Origin of the sequence: Hoylesella timonensis 4401737 = DSM 22865 = JCM 15640 (assembly GCF_000455445.1) — a bacterium.
Classification (GTDB): Bacteria; Bacteroidota; Bacteroidia; order Bacteroidales; family Bacteroidaceae; genus Prevotella; species Prevotella timonensis.
This window is the reverse complement of record NZ_HG417090.1, coordinates 235,711-251,348: the sequence shown is the minus strand read 5'-3', so window position 1 is coordinate 251,348 and position 15,638 is coordinate 235,711. Positions and strand designations below refer to the sequence as shown.

The following is a 15,638-nucleotide window of genomic DNA, read 5'->3' as shown; positions in this document are numbered from 1 at the left end:
ATCTTATCCAAGATAAACAAAAGAAGAAACAAAGATAACGGAAATAAAATAAAAGTTTTCCAAAACTTTTTATAACTCATTGATTATTTGATAGTTAACTTTTATTAACTCGCAAAAAGTTTTCCAAAATGATTTTTCAATGAAATAATTATTATCTTTGCAAAGAAATCAACGAGATAGCAAGCAAGCACAAGGTTTTCAAAAAAGAGCCTTCTTGAAAATTAGAAAGTAGAAATCCTAGGAAAAACTAGGAATACTAGGAAAAACTAGGAAGTCCTAGAAAACCTAGGAAAACCTAGAGAACCTATAAATCCTAGAGAACCTAGTAATCCCTAGAAAGCTTAGAAAAAACCTTGTCAACTCGTTAACTCGTCAACTAAAGAACTAAAAAACTCATCAACTCATCAACTCATCAACTCAAAAACTCAAACATGATTCAAACCATAGTGAAGCGCGACGGACGCATAGTAGGCTTCAACGACCAAAAAATCATGGCTGCCATCCGAAAAGCCATGCTACACACCGAAAAAGGTGAAGACGAACGACTCATACAGCAAATCACCGACCACATCTCGGTGCACGGAAAACCGCAAATGTCGGTAGAGGACATCCAAGACGCTGTAGAAATGGAACTCATGAAGAGTGCCCGCAAAGACGTGGCACAGAAGTACATCGCCTATCGCAACCAGCGCAGCATTGCACGCAAGGCAAAGACACGCGACGTGTTCTTAGACATCGTGAACATCAAAAACAACGACGTGACACGTGAGAACGCCAACATGAACGCTGACACACCAGCAGGCATGATGATGAAGTTCGCCTCGGAAACCACCAAACCCTTCGTAGACGACTATCTGCTGTCAGAGCAAAGTCGCGAGGCAGTGGCACACAACCTGCTACACGTACACGACAAAGACTACTACCCCACCAAGTCGCTCACCTGCTGCCAACACCCATTGGATAACATCCTGCAACATGGGTTCACCGCTGGACACGGCTCTTCCAGACCAGCCAAGCGCATCGAGACAGCCGCCGTGTTGGCGTGCATCTCCTTGGAGTGCGCACAAAACGAGATGCACGGCGGACAAGCCATCCCTGCCTTCGACTTCTATCTCGCCCCCTTCGTGCGCTCCTCGTATATAGAAGAGGTGAAAAATCTGGAAAATCTCTATGGTGACAACTTCGAACACCTGTACCAAGCTGAGATAGACGACTACATCGACCGCCCACTCAATGGACTGAAAGGCGATGCACGCATCAAGCAACATGCCATCAACCGCACCGTGGCGCGCGTTCACCAGTCGATGGAAGCCTTCATCCACAACATGAACACCATCCACTCACGTGGAGGAAACCAAGTAGTGTTCTCGTCCATCAACTACGGTACGGACACCTCTGCCGAAGGGCGTTGCGTGATACGCGAACTGCTCAACAGCACCTACCAAGGCGTGGGCAACGGCGAGACTGCCATCTTCCCCATACAGATTTGGAAGAAGAAACGGGGCGTGAGCTATCTGCCCAATGACCGCAACTACGACCTGTACTGTCTGGCGTGCAAGGTGACGGCACGGAGATTCTTCCCCAACTTCCTGAACCTTGATGCCACCTTCAACCAACATGAGCTGTGGCGTGCCGACGACCCCAAGCGATATATGTACGAAATGGCTACCATGGGATGCCGCACACGCGTGTTTGAAAACAGATACGGCATGAAAACCTGCGTGGGCAGGGGCAACCTATCGTTCTCCACCATCAACATCGTGCGGCTCGCTATTGAGTGCATGGACATCAAAGACAAAGAGCAACGCATCGCCAAGTTCTTTGCCAAGCTCGATGACATGTTGGAAATCACCGCCAAGCAACTCGACGACCGTTTTCAGTTCCAAAAGACAGCCTTCGCCAAGCAGTTCCCCTTGCTGATGTCAAAACTGTGGGGTGGCTGCGAACAGCTGGAACCAAACGACACCATAGAGAGCGTCATCAACCAAGGCACCTTGGGCATTGGGTTCATCGGATTGGCAGAATGTCTCGTGGCACTCGTAGGAAAACACCATGGAGAGTCGGAAGAGGCACAGGCGTTGGGCATCAAAATCGTGACCTACATGCGCGACCGCTCCAAAGACTTCTGCGAGCAGTATCAACACAACTACAGCATCCTCGCCACACCTGCCGAAGGACTGGCTGGAAAGTTCACCAAGAAGGACCGCAAGGAGTTTGGCGCACTGCCAGGCATCACCGACCGTGACTATTACACCAACTCTAATCATGTGCCCGTGTACTACAAGTGCAGCGCACGCCACAAGGCTGAGGTAGAAGCTCCCTACCACGACCTGACACGTGGTGGTCACATCTTCTACGTGGAGATAGACGGAGACGCCACTCACAACCCACAAGTCATCATGAACGTGGTAGACATGATGGATCGCTACAACATGGGCTACGGCAGCGTGAACCACAACCGCAACCGATGCATGGACTGCGGATACGAGAACGCTGACGCACACCTCGACACCTGTCCTAAGTGCGGCAGTCATCACATCGACCGTCTGCAACGCATCACAGGCTACCTCGTAGGTACTACCGACCGCTGGAACGCTGGCAAGTTAGCAGAGCTCAACGACAGAGTGACGCACGAGTAGATGCTATCCATCCTATCCATTCTCGAAGACACCACGGTAGACGGACCGGGCTTTCGCACCACCGTCTACTGTGCGGGATGCCCTAACGCCTGCCCGGGTTGTCACAACCCACAGACATGGGACATCCACAACGGACAGTGGATGCAAGTAGAAGACATCATGCGTGTGATAGAAGCCGACCCCTTTGCCAACGTCACCTTTTCGGGAGGTGACCCCATGTTTCAAGCAGAAGGATTTGCAGAATTAGCACACGAGATAAAGACACGCACCAACAAAAACATCTGGTGCTACACGGGCTTTACCTTCGAAGCACTCATCAAGAATCCGCAACAACGCCAACTGCTTGAACTGGTAGACGTGTTGGTAGACGGTCCGTTTGTGGAAAAGCTCAAAGACCCTGACCTGCTCTTTCGTGGCAGCTCCAACCAACGCCTTATCAACGTGCCACTATCGCTTCAGCAAGGCAGGGTGGTGCTGTGGGAGCAAGGAAATGACATGTAGACACGATAACAAAAACGGCGGGCGCATACCTTTCCATTAGCGTATGTTGAGAGTAAAACGTATATATACAAAAAAGCCCCACGCATTTGAGCATCGTTGAGAGGCTTGGTGGGAACTGACATTACAAAGATACGAATAATCATTGATAATACAAACTTTTTGGCAAGAAAAATTATGCCAAAGACAAGGCTCTTTCATTTAACGATAACCTTTGCTGCCATAAATCTTTCATCCTTTACTAACTTCGCCCTCAAATTTACCGATTAAATGAATATAACATCATGCGTACCAATGAAAATGCAGCATGATATCTCATCTTTTAACAACGAAAAACACGAAAGAATCTAAAAAACATTGCCGCAAAAGCCATTTCACGAAAGAACGTCCCGTTCTGTCTAAAATAACGAAAAACATGGTTGCAGTATTTCACTTTTGACAAAAAACGGAGAAAAATCACAACGCATTTCTTTTCGCTGTTTTCGTCAGAACGTCTACGTTCTTTGGTTTCTTCATATCACTCGCACATTTTCGTGTTTTCTGTTTATTTCGTTGTTGATTTCTTCTACGTTGTTTACAACAACAAAATATACCATTTCTAAATGAAAGAGCCGTGCCGAGAGGAAGCCTTTTTTCTCAATACCCTTTAATTATTGGATGTTATTTATTAACTTTGCAAACATAATCAATCATCTAAGGCGTATGAAACATTACCTATTCCTACTTGTTGCAATACTCTTACTAGTATCTTGCAAGATGCCCCAGCAGCATAAGCCAAAAGAGTCAAACCCTATGGTCGAGTTGTTGAAGTCATACAATGATAAACAGTATGACTATCCAAACGACATTGCTAAAAAAGAAGCGTTGAAAAATCGTGAGGACAGCCTTAAACAATTGCAAGACAGTCTATGCATCTTTACCAATATTAAGGGTTCTATCAATGACATTTCAAGTGAAGAATCAGAGGATGGCAAATCTATAGTTTTGTCATACGATATCAAGATTGCTCCTGACAAATACTTTGAGGTAACCTTAAACTGCACAAGAATTATTTCCAAGGATAGCTTGGAAAACGATTCTATATACAAATTCGTCAAAGCTCAGGATGAGTTCAGTCAAGTTTATGTAGATGGAATATTAGCAATCAGTCCTGCAGAAAACAAGTTTTTTGACGATCCTCTAAATTATGATAGAGAATTGGCCTTCTCATACCCAAAATATGTTTTCAATGTAGTAGATATACGTGCTAAAGAATCGACGCTCAGCAAAAACTTGATGACAAGCATCAAACTTTTCAAAGATTCGTACGATTATCTTCTTAAAGACATGCGTCATGAAGTCTACAAAAAATCTATATTCGATGAGAAAACGGCCAAATGTAATAAAAGTGCAGATCTGCTGACAAAGCCTGAATTTAATTATTTGGGAAGATATATAGAAGCCTGCATGATGGACTTGTATAGATAGAAGTTCATTTACACATATAGAATGGGCGTTTCTTAATTCAGAGATGCCCATTCTCTTTTTATTGGTCTTTCGTATCTCCTAATTTTTCTATTACTGTCCGCTAAACATAGAAAGCGAATCAACTAAACAAGACGATGAACGCAAGCGTTCTGCGAATGAAACAAATCTGCCGACATGAACATAATGAGTGTTTTCTTCAAATTCGCATTCTATTCGTTGTTGATACTAAAGAACATGATAGTTTTTGACAACAAACGACCTTTTAAATGAAAGAGCCGTGCCTCCAGCGTTTGCCAAAGGGTATATATATAATAGGTGGAAAGAAAGTGACAAGATAAATGCAGGAACGGTGAAGAAAACCTGATACTGCAGATTGACCTTTCTAACATATACCAGCCGATCACCGCAAAATACTTACTTTTAGGTATTGCAAAACTTGTGCACACCTCGTACCTTTGCAGCAAATAAATAAAAGAATATGATAAAACGAAAGTACCATATTATATATATGGATATACACCCCTCGACTATTGAAGCGCACTGTTCAAGAAAAGAACAGTGCGTTTTTTTTATGAACAAAATAGAACATCGTTCACTATTAACCCTTTACCCTCATCATGCAAACTCTGAAAGATGACATTCGGCAGCGCATCATCGCTACCGCCCGTGCAGAATTTATCGAACATGGCGTACGCTGCACCTCCATCCGCACAGTGGCTCGCAAGTCAGGTGTCGCTGTAGGAAACCTATACAATTACTTTAGCAGCAAGGACGAACTGTTTTGCGAGGTGCTGCGGCCTCTCACCAAGGCGTTGAACAAACACATCCTGTCGCACAATGATGAAAAGTTCCTGTCCATAGACGTGTTCAACATGCGGCAACACCAAATAGATTACATCTTTGCCATGCTCGCCATCATCAAAGACTTCCGCCCAGAGCTTCGACTGCTCCTATTCAACTCGGAGGGTACGTCGCTACAAGGATATAAAGACAAGATGGTGGACAGACAGATGAAGGTGGGCATGGAATACCTGAGACTGATGAAAGAACGCTATCCACATCTCAACGCCAACATTTCGCCATTCTTGGTTCACATCAATTGCTCTACATGGATAACCGTTTTCTGCGAGATTGTAGAACACGAAGATTACAGCGACGAGGATATCAAAGTTGCCATGGAGCAGTACATGGACTTTAGCATGGCTGGTTGGAAAGCATTACTGAAACCATAAGGACTAAATTTTAAAAGACAATAATATATGATGAAAACTCTCAAACGTTTAGGAGCTTACATGGGAGGGCGCAAATACTTGCTGCCATGCTCCGTAGCACTGTCGGCAGTCAACGGACTGCTGTCGCTTGTCCCATTCATACTTTTGTGGCTCGTGGTGCGCACACTACTTATCGCCAAGGGCAACCTCTCAAACACACCCCTTATAGACTATGCCCTGTGGGCTTTTGTCATATCGGTGGCAAACGTGTTGCTCTACTTTTTGGCACTGATGCTTTCTCATCTTGCAGCATTCCGTATCGAAACCAACATGAGGCGCAAAGCGATGCAACGGCTAATGCGTGCACCATTGGGCTATCTCGATGAACAAAACACGGGGCGTATGCGTAAAATCATTGATGAGGATTCGGGACAGACCCATACTTTCGTGGCGCACCTGCTGCCCGATGTGGCAAGTTGCATTGTTGCGCCGATAGGTGTTATCGTACTGTTGTTCTCTGTGGATTGGCAGTTGGGTGCGGCTGCAATGATACCTCTCGTTGGTGCGATAGGCATTATGGGATATATGATGAACCCGAAGAACAACCAATTTCAAAGGCTCTACCTTGACGCGCAGGAGAAGATGGGGGCAGAGGCGGTGGAATATGTCAGAGGTATTCCCGTGGTTAAGGTGTTCCAACAGACGGTCTTCTCGTTCAAACGCTTCTACGATAGCATTATCAGCTACCGCGACCTTGTCATCAAGTGTACGCTTGTGTGGCACACGCCAATGTCATTGTACATACTTGCTATCAATGCCTTTGCCTTCATCCTCGTTCCTACTGCTATTATCCTGATAGGACTCGGTGGAGATACAAGCACAATTATCGCCAACGTGATACTTTATGTGGTGATTGCACCGCTCATCGCTTCCAACGTGATGAAAGCCATGTATCTCAGTCAGGACCTGTTCATGGCAAACGAGGCTGTGGAACGATTAGAGCAGCTCACTGATATTGCACCGCTCTCGCAGCACGACGAGCCGAAACGTGCAGAAGCGTATGACATTCGTTTCAACGATGTTTCGTTCCGATATGAGGGAGCGGAGAAAGATGCAGTGAGTCATATCAACCTTATCATTCCTGAAGGAAAGACGGTGGCACTTGTAGGAGCCTCGGGCAGCGGAAAGACCACGATAGCAAGACTGATACCCCGCTTTTGGGACGTACGTCATGGCAGCGTTACCATAGGAGGCATAGACGTGAGGGATATGCGCAAGGACGAACTGATGCGCAACGTGTCGTTCGTCTTCCAGAACACCCGTCTGTTCAAAACTTCGCTCATCGAAAACCTACGTTACGGCAATCCTGATGCAACGACCGAGCAGATCAACCGTGCCATCGACCTCTCACAAAGTCGCGAGATTATCGACCGGCTACCACAGGGATTGGATACCGTTATCGGTGCCGAAGGTACATATCTTTCGGGAGGTGAGCAGCAGCGAATTGTTCTTGCCCGTGCCATTCTGAAAGATGCTCCTATCGTGGTGCTCGACGAGGCAACCGCCTTTGCCGACCCCGAAAACGAACAGCTTATCCGTAAGGCACTGGCACATCTCACACAAGGAAAAACCGTGCTAATGATAGCTCATAGACTAACCACTGTGCAGGATGCCGATAGTATCGTAGTTGTGGACAACGGCGAGATAGTCGAACAGGGCACGCACAAGGAACTATTGAGTGAGGAAAAGTATTACCACCGTATGTGGAATGAATATCAACAATCCGTTTCGTGGAAACTATCATCTATTAAAAGTCATAAAGTCATAAAGTCATGATTAAATATTTTCAAAACCGTTTCGCTCTTACGGAAAAAGGGGCAAAAGACTTGCGGCAAGGCATCATCTTTTCGACACTGCTCAACCTTGTGCTAATGCTGCCACCCACTTATTTGTTTTACTTCTTAATGGAGTATCTCGATAATATGCCAATGAATGCCCCTCATACGTTGTGGTTTTATCTCCTCGTGGCAGCAGGGTTAATGGTCGTGATGCTCGTCGTGATTCGTCGGCAATACGACAGCACCTATACCACCGTATATAATGAGAGTGCGCAACGCCGTATCTCCTTAGCCGAGAAACTGCGCCGCTTGCCTCTCGCCTTCTTTGGTGAGCGCAATCTCTCCGACCTCACTGCCACCATTATGGAAGACTGCACACAATTGGAAACAACGTTCTCGCACGCCATTCCCCAGCTGTTTGCTTCCGTGGTGAGCATGGTCATTATCGCAGCGGGCATGTTCTGTTACGACTGGCGATTAGCCATCGCTGTGTTTTGGGTCGTGCCATTTGCCTTGGTGGTGCTGTTGGTTTCACGAAATCGAATGGACAAGGCTTTTACACGTATCTACCACATCAAGCGTGGCGTGAGCGAACAGATACAAGAAGGACTGGAGTGTGTGCAGGAAATCAAGTCGTACAATGGCGAGGACGAATATAACCAGCGGTTCGACCAGCGATTAAAAACATTGGAAAAAGGACTTGTTGCCGGTGAACTCTTGATAAGTGTGTTTGTCAACATCTCCGCTGTACTGCTTAAACTGGGCATGCCTACCGTCATCGTTGTAGGCGCATGGATGCTTCAGCGTGGCGACGTGTCGGTGTTCGTCTATTTGGCGTTCCTCCTTGTTTCGGCAATGGTTTATAATCCTATTCTTGAAGTATGCAATCACCTTGCTATTCTTACTTTTCTCGATGTACGCATCAAACGAATGAAAGAGATGGAGGCAATGCCCATACAGACGGGCGACACCAAGGTGGAAGTTTCAAACTATGACATTGAGTTCCACAACGTCAGCTTTTCCTACGAAACAGACAAGCAGGTGCTTCACAATGTTTCATTCACTGCCCGACAAGGCGAGATAACCGCACTCGTTGGATCATCTGGAGGAGGAAAAAGCACCGCAGCCAAGCTCGCCGCACGCTTTTGGGACATCAATAGCGGTAAGATAACACTGGGCGGACACGACATCTCTGACATAGAACCAGAGACGTTGCTTAAAAACTATGCCGTCGTGTTTCAAGACGTGATGCTTTTCAATGCCTCCGTTGCCGACAATATACGCATCGGCAGGCGTGATGCCACCGATGAGGAAGTAAGGCATGTGGCACGATTGGCACAGTGCGATGACTTCATCCGTCGTATGCCACAAGGCTACGATACAGTGATTGGCGAAAATGGGGAAACCCTTTCGGGTGGGGAGCGGCAGCGTATCTCCATAGCCCGTGCGCTCTTAAAAGATGCTCCTGTCATACTCTTGGACGAAGCAACCGCCAGCCTTGATGCCGAGAACGAGACAAAGATTCAGGCGGGTATCTCTGAACTGGTGCAGGGCAAAACTGTCATTATCATCGCCCACCGTATGCGCACCGTATTAGGTGCCGACCACATCATAGTACTCTCGGGCGGAACGGTCAGCGAGCAGGGCACACCCGAAGAGCTAATGGCACACAATGGGACTTTTGCACAAATGGTAAGACTGCAACAGGAAAACAAAGCTAATTTATAGAACCAGCCTACAAAATATTTGAAAGGGTTGACCGCATTGCTGCGATCAACCCTTTAAAGATATCATTTTCCTTTTTGGGGAATAAAGCTGAGAGAATCTACTTTACCCTCTCCACGGTCTGTCCGCCAGGCTCGCCGGGCTGTATGGCGAACCGCACCTCGGGGGGGCAGTACTTCTTTTCTCGCAGAAGTGCTGTTCCCCCCGGGGTCGATGTTATTTTACGACGCGCATCAAGCGCACGGCGTTGCCGCTGACTCCGCTTTTCGATCCGAATGTCGCGCCGATCGTGATGTTGTAGTGGGTCATTGTCACGTTCCCCGGTATCCAAGCACCGTCGGACGTGGAGGTCCAGTAGTTGAAGTGGCGGCCTATCTGTTCTATCTTGCACTCGCTACCATTATAGCCATTGTTCCATCCGGGAAAGGGCAAGAAGAGGCAGCCCTTCTTGGTGACGGCTTCCATCCTGAGAATCTTGCCCTTATTGCCGCTCTCCAGGTCGGTATCGAGGGTTCTTTTGCCGAAAGTCGAACCATTCGGTGCGGTGAAGAGCGAGCTTGCAGTCGATTTTGTCATTCCATCGGGGAATATCACGATTCCAGCCTGGTCCACATTTCTCTCCACGGTACCGTTGCCGTTGAGGTCGAGGAACGCGAGGGCGAAGGCAGGCGTGTCGTCGTCAGGAAATTTGCGAGTGTCGAACAGGTACTGCCAATCGCTCAGGCTGGGGGTTACTAATGGGTCCTTGCTGTCGCCCAGCTTCGCGTAGTTGGTCCAGTCATTGTCCGTGCCCTGGTACTCGGTTTTTGCCGTGGGCAGGAAGTATTTGCCCGTACTCTTGTCGACGAGGGTGGGGTGTTCTGGTTTTCCGAAGAAGAACATGTCGAACACGGGGTTGGTGGTGCAGCTCACGTTCCATGCGTCGTTATTGTCCTTCACACAGGTGTAGATGCCGAAGTAGTAGTTGTCAGCGTAGCTGGTGGGGGGCACCATGATCCACTGCTCGGGGGCGAGTCGGTAGTATCCCTTCAGCACGTTGTACGTGGCAGTCAGCGATAGTGCTTTGTCCTTGCCCTTGCGGTAGAGGGTGTTGGGCTTGATGTGCTTGCGCACGGAGAGTGAATATACCTGCTTGGGCATCATGTACTGCAGGTTGCCGTCGGTGAAGTTGACCTTCTTGCCATCCTTGCTCACGGTGAACACGGATAGGGTGCCATCGGCTTTGCGCACGAAGGCGTCGGCGCTGTTGCCTACCTTCGCTGATACGGCTCCGGCGGAGACGATTTTTTTGGAGGTTTGCTTGTCGGTGTAGATGTCGAAGGAGATCGTGGCTTTGTCGGTCGCTGCCTTGTTGGGCACCAGAGGGAGGTAGATGTCATAGGGTGCATCAGGGCTCGCGGTCGTCGTGAACACAAGCCCCGAACGCACGTTGCTCTCCGTTCCCGCCATGACGGTGCTCGTAATTTCTCCGCTTGCTGCGTCGACGGTGGCTTGCAGGGGTACGTCGCCGTGTACCACGAGGTCTTTGTATTTGTCGCCCAGGAGCGGGTCGGTTTTGCCCTTGACACTGAAGTGGGCTGCGGCGAAGGCATTCTTGAGTGTCACGTCGCCCAGTATACTCGCCTTGTTGCCGTCCATCTTCACCGTTCCTTCTGCGTTAAGGGCGCAGAGGCTTTTCAGCGATTCGCGCTTGCCGTCGAGCTTAGAGAAGTCGAACATGATCTTGCCGTCCACGATGCGGGATGTATTCGTGTTGGGGCCGAGGTAGAATATGCGAACCTTTTGTCCGGCTGTCAACCCGTTTACGGATCCTTCGAACACGCCCTTCTCCTCGCCTATGCCTTTCTTGATCGTGAGGGTACCGAGGGCTTTGCCGTCAGCGTTCACCACAAGTAGTGCGTCATTGTTCTCCCACAGCCACGGGTTCTTGTCGTCGCCCTCGGTGAGGTTGGCGCGCGTGCCGTCGGGGTTCTCCACGCCAGTCGAGGCGGTCATGGTGAGCGTTACGCCCTGTGCTGGTGTATCGCCGCCGTCGATGAAGTCTTCCTGTCCGGTGCACCCGGTCAGTGCAAGCGCCACGGCTGCCGTTACGGTCACCGCTGCCTGTCTCATTGCTTTGATTGCTTTCATTTTGTCTTTCTTAATTATTTTTGTCGTTTGATACTTTTGTTTTGTTGTCGCTTTCCTGTAAGCTGCTTCCGCCTACCTCTCGGTTTCCCAGTCGCTGTTGTAGGACTTGCTCAACCCTGTTGCGCTTCGTCCTGAAAGTGATGGGTCGCTGTTGTCTACAACCTCCCATTCGCTTTCATCACTGTCCATCGAACTCTTTATTCCGCTGCCGGCGAGCAGGTTCTGTTGCATTTCCGTGGAAATGATTTCAACATTGGGTGTAATGTACTTTTTCTTTTTCATTTTGCTCGTTTTTTGATATTGTTCTTTAAATGATAATTATACTTGAGAAATGTCTATTGCTGACGCTTGCTTACGCCGCCGTCCGCCTGGCGAGCGGACATGAAGAAAGCAGGAAGGAAATTCCTGTGGAATCCCCGTCCTGCCTATGTTTCCATGCGTGCGCCTCGCGCGCGTATGCGAATATCTAAATAAGAGAGTTGACCGGCGGTTAGCCTGTGCGCATGTGTGTGTTAGCAAATTATTTGGGAATGCCAAATAATCTGTCGGAAAAATCACGCTGTCATCAAAAAAGTTTCGCATTTTACACACGCTCCACATTGCTTATGACGTGGCGCGAGCCACGGAGTTGATATATCAAGGGCAAAGGTACGAAAATTGTCCGATAGGTCCAAGCGTGCGGCCTGTTTTTTTTCATCTGCCCGCACGGGGCGGCACAAATACCCATTATTGGGTATTGTACGTCCCGGTCTTTATCCTTACCTTTGTCGCCATCAACAACCATCATGACATGACAAGGAGAAAACGACATATCAGGCAGCAGGAAGCTGCCATCCCATGCGAGGCGCACCGTTCAGGCAATGAGCGGTGCGCTTTTTTTTTGAACAAATCGGAACATCGTTCATTATTGTGGCTTCGCCAAGACCGGAATATCATATTCATCAATCATCAAAATAAAAACAACAATGAAAATCGAAAAAATCAACAACCTTTTCAGGCAGTTGGCGAACTGGATTTTGCGCCATCGGCTTATTGTGGGTGCGCTGTTCGCCCTGCTTGTCGCGTTCTCTCTCGTTGGAGCCAAGCGCATCGTGATAAGAACTTCGTTCGACGACTATTTTTTGAGCGACGACCCTATACTGCTCAAGACCAACGAGTTCAAGTCTATCTTTGGCAACGACTACTATGTGGCAGTATTGGTAAAGAATAAGGACATCTTTTCCAAACGCAGTCTCACACTCATTCGTGAGCTGAGCAACGAACTGAAAGATAGTTTGTCGTACGCCGACAAGGTAACATCGCTCACCGATCTTGAGTTTGCCTCTGGTACGGAAGAAGGTATGACCATAGAGCAGATTGTACCCGAGCAAATTCCATCGGATGCCGCTGGACTGAAAGAAATCAAGCGCAAGGCTTACAGCAAACCCTATCTGGCGAAGAAAATGGTATCGACCGATGGAACAATGACATGGATCATGGTAAAGCTGCGTCCCTTCCCTGCCGACAGTGTGTGGAAGAAGACGAGCGACATGGCTCCCGACATGATTACTGGAAGGGAAGCTGGACATGTCATAGGCAAGGAGAAATATGCAGAACTGTCGCCCGCTGCTGCGGGAATGCCTTATCTGAGCTATGAGAAGGTGGTCTATCTCAAGGGTGAAATGGGACGACTGTTCCTCTTCGCATTCATCATCTCTATTGTAGTAATGCTCATCGTAACTCGTTCGCTACGTGGAGTAATAGCGCCATTACTCACCTCTGTCTTAGGACTGCTCATCAGCTTTGGCATCATCGGCTGGACAGGCATCTACATCGACATGACAACCACAATGATAGCCGTCATTCTCACCTTTGCCTGCTCCATTGCCTACAACATCCACCTGTACAACTTCTTTAAGACGCGCTTCGTAGAGACAGGTAGGCGCAGGCAATCCATCATCGATGCGATGGGCGAGACAGGTTGGGGCGTATCGCTCTCAGCACTCACCACCGTGGCTGCCATGATGACGTTCCTTTCCATGAAAATCGTACCCATGCAGGCAATTGGTCTCAACACATCCATCAGTCTGCTCGCCGTATTGATTACCTGCCTTTTCATCACTCCCCTTCTGTTGTCGTTTGGCAAGGATAGAAAACCAACCGTCAATATGTCGAAGAGCTTTGAGGGCTATATTGGCAATAGGTTTGAGCAATTCGGAAGTTTTGTAATACGCCATCATCGGGGCATTGTCGCGTTGTCGGTGGTGCTGACAATTTTCTGTGGCATCGGACTCTTCTTCATCGAGCCAGCATTCGACATTGAGAAGACGATGGGGAGAAAAGTGCCTTACGTCAACAAATTCCTCAACCTTTGTGAAACGGAACTCGGCTCCATGTATGCCTACGATTTGATGATTACGCTGCCACACGACAACGATGCCAAGAAACCAAAAAATCTACAAAAGCTCGACCAATTGTCAAAAATTGCTGACAGCTACAAGCTAACCAAGCGCCACAACTCCATCACTGACATTGTGAAAGACATGAATTGCACACTCAATGGGAACAAGCAGCAATTTTACACCATTCCCGACAATGCCGATATGGTGGCACAGTTGCTGTTGCTGTACGAAAACGCCGGAGGAACGGAGTCGGAATACTGGATGGACTACAACTATAAACGGCTAAGACTACAAATAGAACTGAAAGACTACAACTCCAACGAAGCGGAAAAGGAAATGAACGACCTTCAGGCAGAGGCACGCCGTCTCTTCCCCGATGCACACGTTTCGGTGGTAGGGAATATTCCGCAGTTCACCGTCATGCAGCAGTATGTGGAGCGAGGACAGATGTGGTCGATGATGCTGTCGGTATTGGTGATCGGCATCATCCTCGTTCTGATTTTTGGAAACTGGAAAGTGGGACTCGTAGGGATGATACCCAACATAGCCCCCGCCATTATCGTAGGTGGAATGATGGGATGGCTTGGCTACCCACTCGACATGATGACCGCCTCGCTCATTCCGATGGTCTTGGGTATCGCAGTCGATGACACCATTCATTTCATCAACCACAGTCATGTGGCATACGACAGATGCGGCAATTATGCAGAAGCCATCAACCGCACCTTCCGCACCGAAGGACTTGCCATTGTGATGTCCACGGTCGTCATCTCGGCAACATTCATGGGCTTCGTCTTCTCCGATGCCACACAGATGAGCAACTGGGGCATCCTTGCCGTGGCGGGCATGGTATCGGCTTTGTTGGCTGACCTCTTCCTCACTCCTATCCTCATAGACTATCTCCACATCTTCAAGCAAGAGAAGGCAAAAATCAACAACACTCAAAATAACAATTAAAACAAAAAAAATGAAAACAAGAAATTTTACATTGCTGCTCATCGCTCTGTTGGCAATTGGCAGCGCACAGGCAGCAGGACTGTCTGGTAGGGATATTATGCAGAAAGTAAAGAACCGACCTGATGGCGACACACGCTACGCTAACGTAGAGATGACGCTCATTCAGCGAAGTGGACACAAACGCATCAGAAAACTCGAATCGTGGGCTATGGACGTAGGCAAGGACACAAAGAAAATTATGTTCTTCACTTATCCCGGAGATGTGAAGGGAACAGGATTTCTCACCTGGGACTACGACAATCCACGCAAGGTGGACGACAAGTGGCTCTATCTGCCTGCCATGAAAAAGACAAGACGTATTAGCGGTAAGTCGTCGAAGACCGACTACTTCATGGGTAGCGACTTTACCTACAACGACATGAGTATGCGCAATGTGGACGAGGAAAAGCACCAGCTCCTGCGAGAAGAAAACTTAGCCGGACATAGATGCTGGGTGGTGCAGTCGATTCCCAATGACAAGGACGAAATCTATACACGTCGAGTAACATGGATAAGACAGGACTGTTTGATGGCTGTCAAGGCTGAATACTACGACAAACTGAACAAACTACACCGCCGACTCTCTATCTCCAACATCGTAAAAGTACAGGGATTCTGGACGATGCACCTCATGCAAATGGAAAATGTGCAGACGGGTCACAAGACCATCATTCGCATGAACAACCAGCGATTCAATATCAAGGTTGCGCCCAACCTCTTCACCGTTTCCAAATTGGAGAAAGGACTCTGACC

The 15,638-nt window shown here is 48.1% G+C and carries 10 protein-coding genes; 8 read left to right on the top strand and 2 right to left on the bottom strand.

What is annotated here, in order from left to right; genetic code table 11:
* Positions 1-431 precede the first annotated feature (431 nt).
* The 6 genes from BN35_RS01095 to BN35_RS01070 all read left to right on the top strand — a co-directional run bounded on the left by BN35_RS01095 (position 432) and on the right by BN35_RS01070 (position 9,381).
* The gene (locus BN35_RS01095) at positions 432-2,639 is read left to right on the top strand and encodes an anaerobic ribonucleoside triphosphate reductase (protein WP_028900744.1); all 2,208 of its coding nucleotides are present in this window, start codon (positions 432-434) and stop codon (positions 2,637-2,639) included.
* On the top strand, positions 2,640-3,140 hold the full coding sequence (gene nrdG / locus BN35_RS01090; RefSeq protein ID WP_025072600.1) for an anaerobic ribonucleoside-triphosphate reductase activating protein: 501 nt from the start codon (positions 2,640-2,642) through the stop codon (positions 3,138-3,140). It abuts the gene before it with no gap.
* Between the two features lie 699 nt (positions 3,141-3,839).
* Positions 3,840-4,604 carry a hypothetical protein gene (locus BN35_RS01085; RefSeq protein WP_145992911.1) on the top strand — a complete coding sequence of 255 codons (765 nt, stop codon included), beginning with the start codon at positions 3,840-3,842 and terminating at the stop codon, positions 4,602-4,604.
* A gap of 617 nt (positions 4,605-5,221) precedes the next feature.
* Complete coding sequence (locus BN35_RS01080) at positions 5,222-5,836, top strand: TetR/AcrR family transcriptional regulator (RefSeq protein ID WP_025072598.1); 615 nt, start codon at positions 5,222-5,224, stop codon at positions 5,834-5,836.
* A gap of 27 nt (positions 5,837-5,863) precedes the next feature.
* Positions 5,864-7,651: an ABC transporter ATP-binding protein gene (locus tag BN35_RS01075; RefSeq protein ID WP_025072597.1), complete on the top strand. Its 1,788-nt coding sequence runs from the start codon at positions 5,864-5,866 to the stop codon at positions 7,649-7,651.
* Positions 7,648-9,381, top strand: a complete 1,734-nt coding sequence (locus BN35_RS01070) for an ABC transporter ATP-binding protein (RefSeq protein WP_025072596.1) — start codon at positions 7,648-7,650, stop codon at positions 9,379-9,381. The genes BN35_RS01075 and BN35_RS01070 overlap by 4 nt, the downstream gene beginning before the upstream one ends.
* 213 nt (positions 9,382-9,594) lie before the next feature.
* On the opposite strand, the gene BN35_RS01065 is transcribed toward BN35_RS01070, so the two are convergent.
* Positions 9,595-11,508, bottom strand: a complete 1,914-nt coding sequence (locus BN35_RS01065) for a hypothetical protein (RefSeq protein ID WP_028900745.1) — start codon at positions 11,506-11,508, stop codon at positions 9,595-9,597.
* Between the two features lie 72 nt (positions 11,509-11,580).
* Positions 11,581-11,790, bottom strand: coding sequence for a hypothetical protein (locus tag BN35_RS01060; protein WP_025072594.1), 210 nt, complete (start codon positions 11,788-11,790; stop codon positions 11,581-11,583).
* A gap of 683 nt (positions 11,791-12,473) precedes the next feature.
* On the opposite strand from BN35_RS01060, the gene BN35_RS01050 reads away from it, so the two are divergent.
* The gene (locus BN35_RS01050) at positions 12,474-14,846 is read left to right on the top strand and encodes an efflux RND transporter permease subunit (RefSeq protein ID WP_028900746.1); all 2,373 of its coding nucleotides are present in this window, start codon (positions 12,474-12,476) and stop codon (positions 14,844-14,846) included.
* A 10-nt stretch (positions 14,847-14,856) separates the two neighbouring features.
* Positions 14,857-15,636 (top strand): outer membrane lipoprotein-sorting protein, encoded by a 780-nt coding sequence (locus tag BN35_RS01045; RefSeq protein WP_025072592.1) that lies wholly within the window; start codon positions 14,857-14,859, stop codon positions 15,634-15,636.
* The last annotated feature ends 2 nt before the right edge of the window (positions 15,637-15,638 follow it).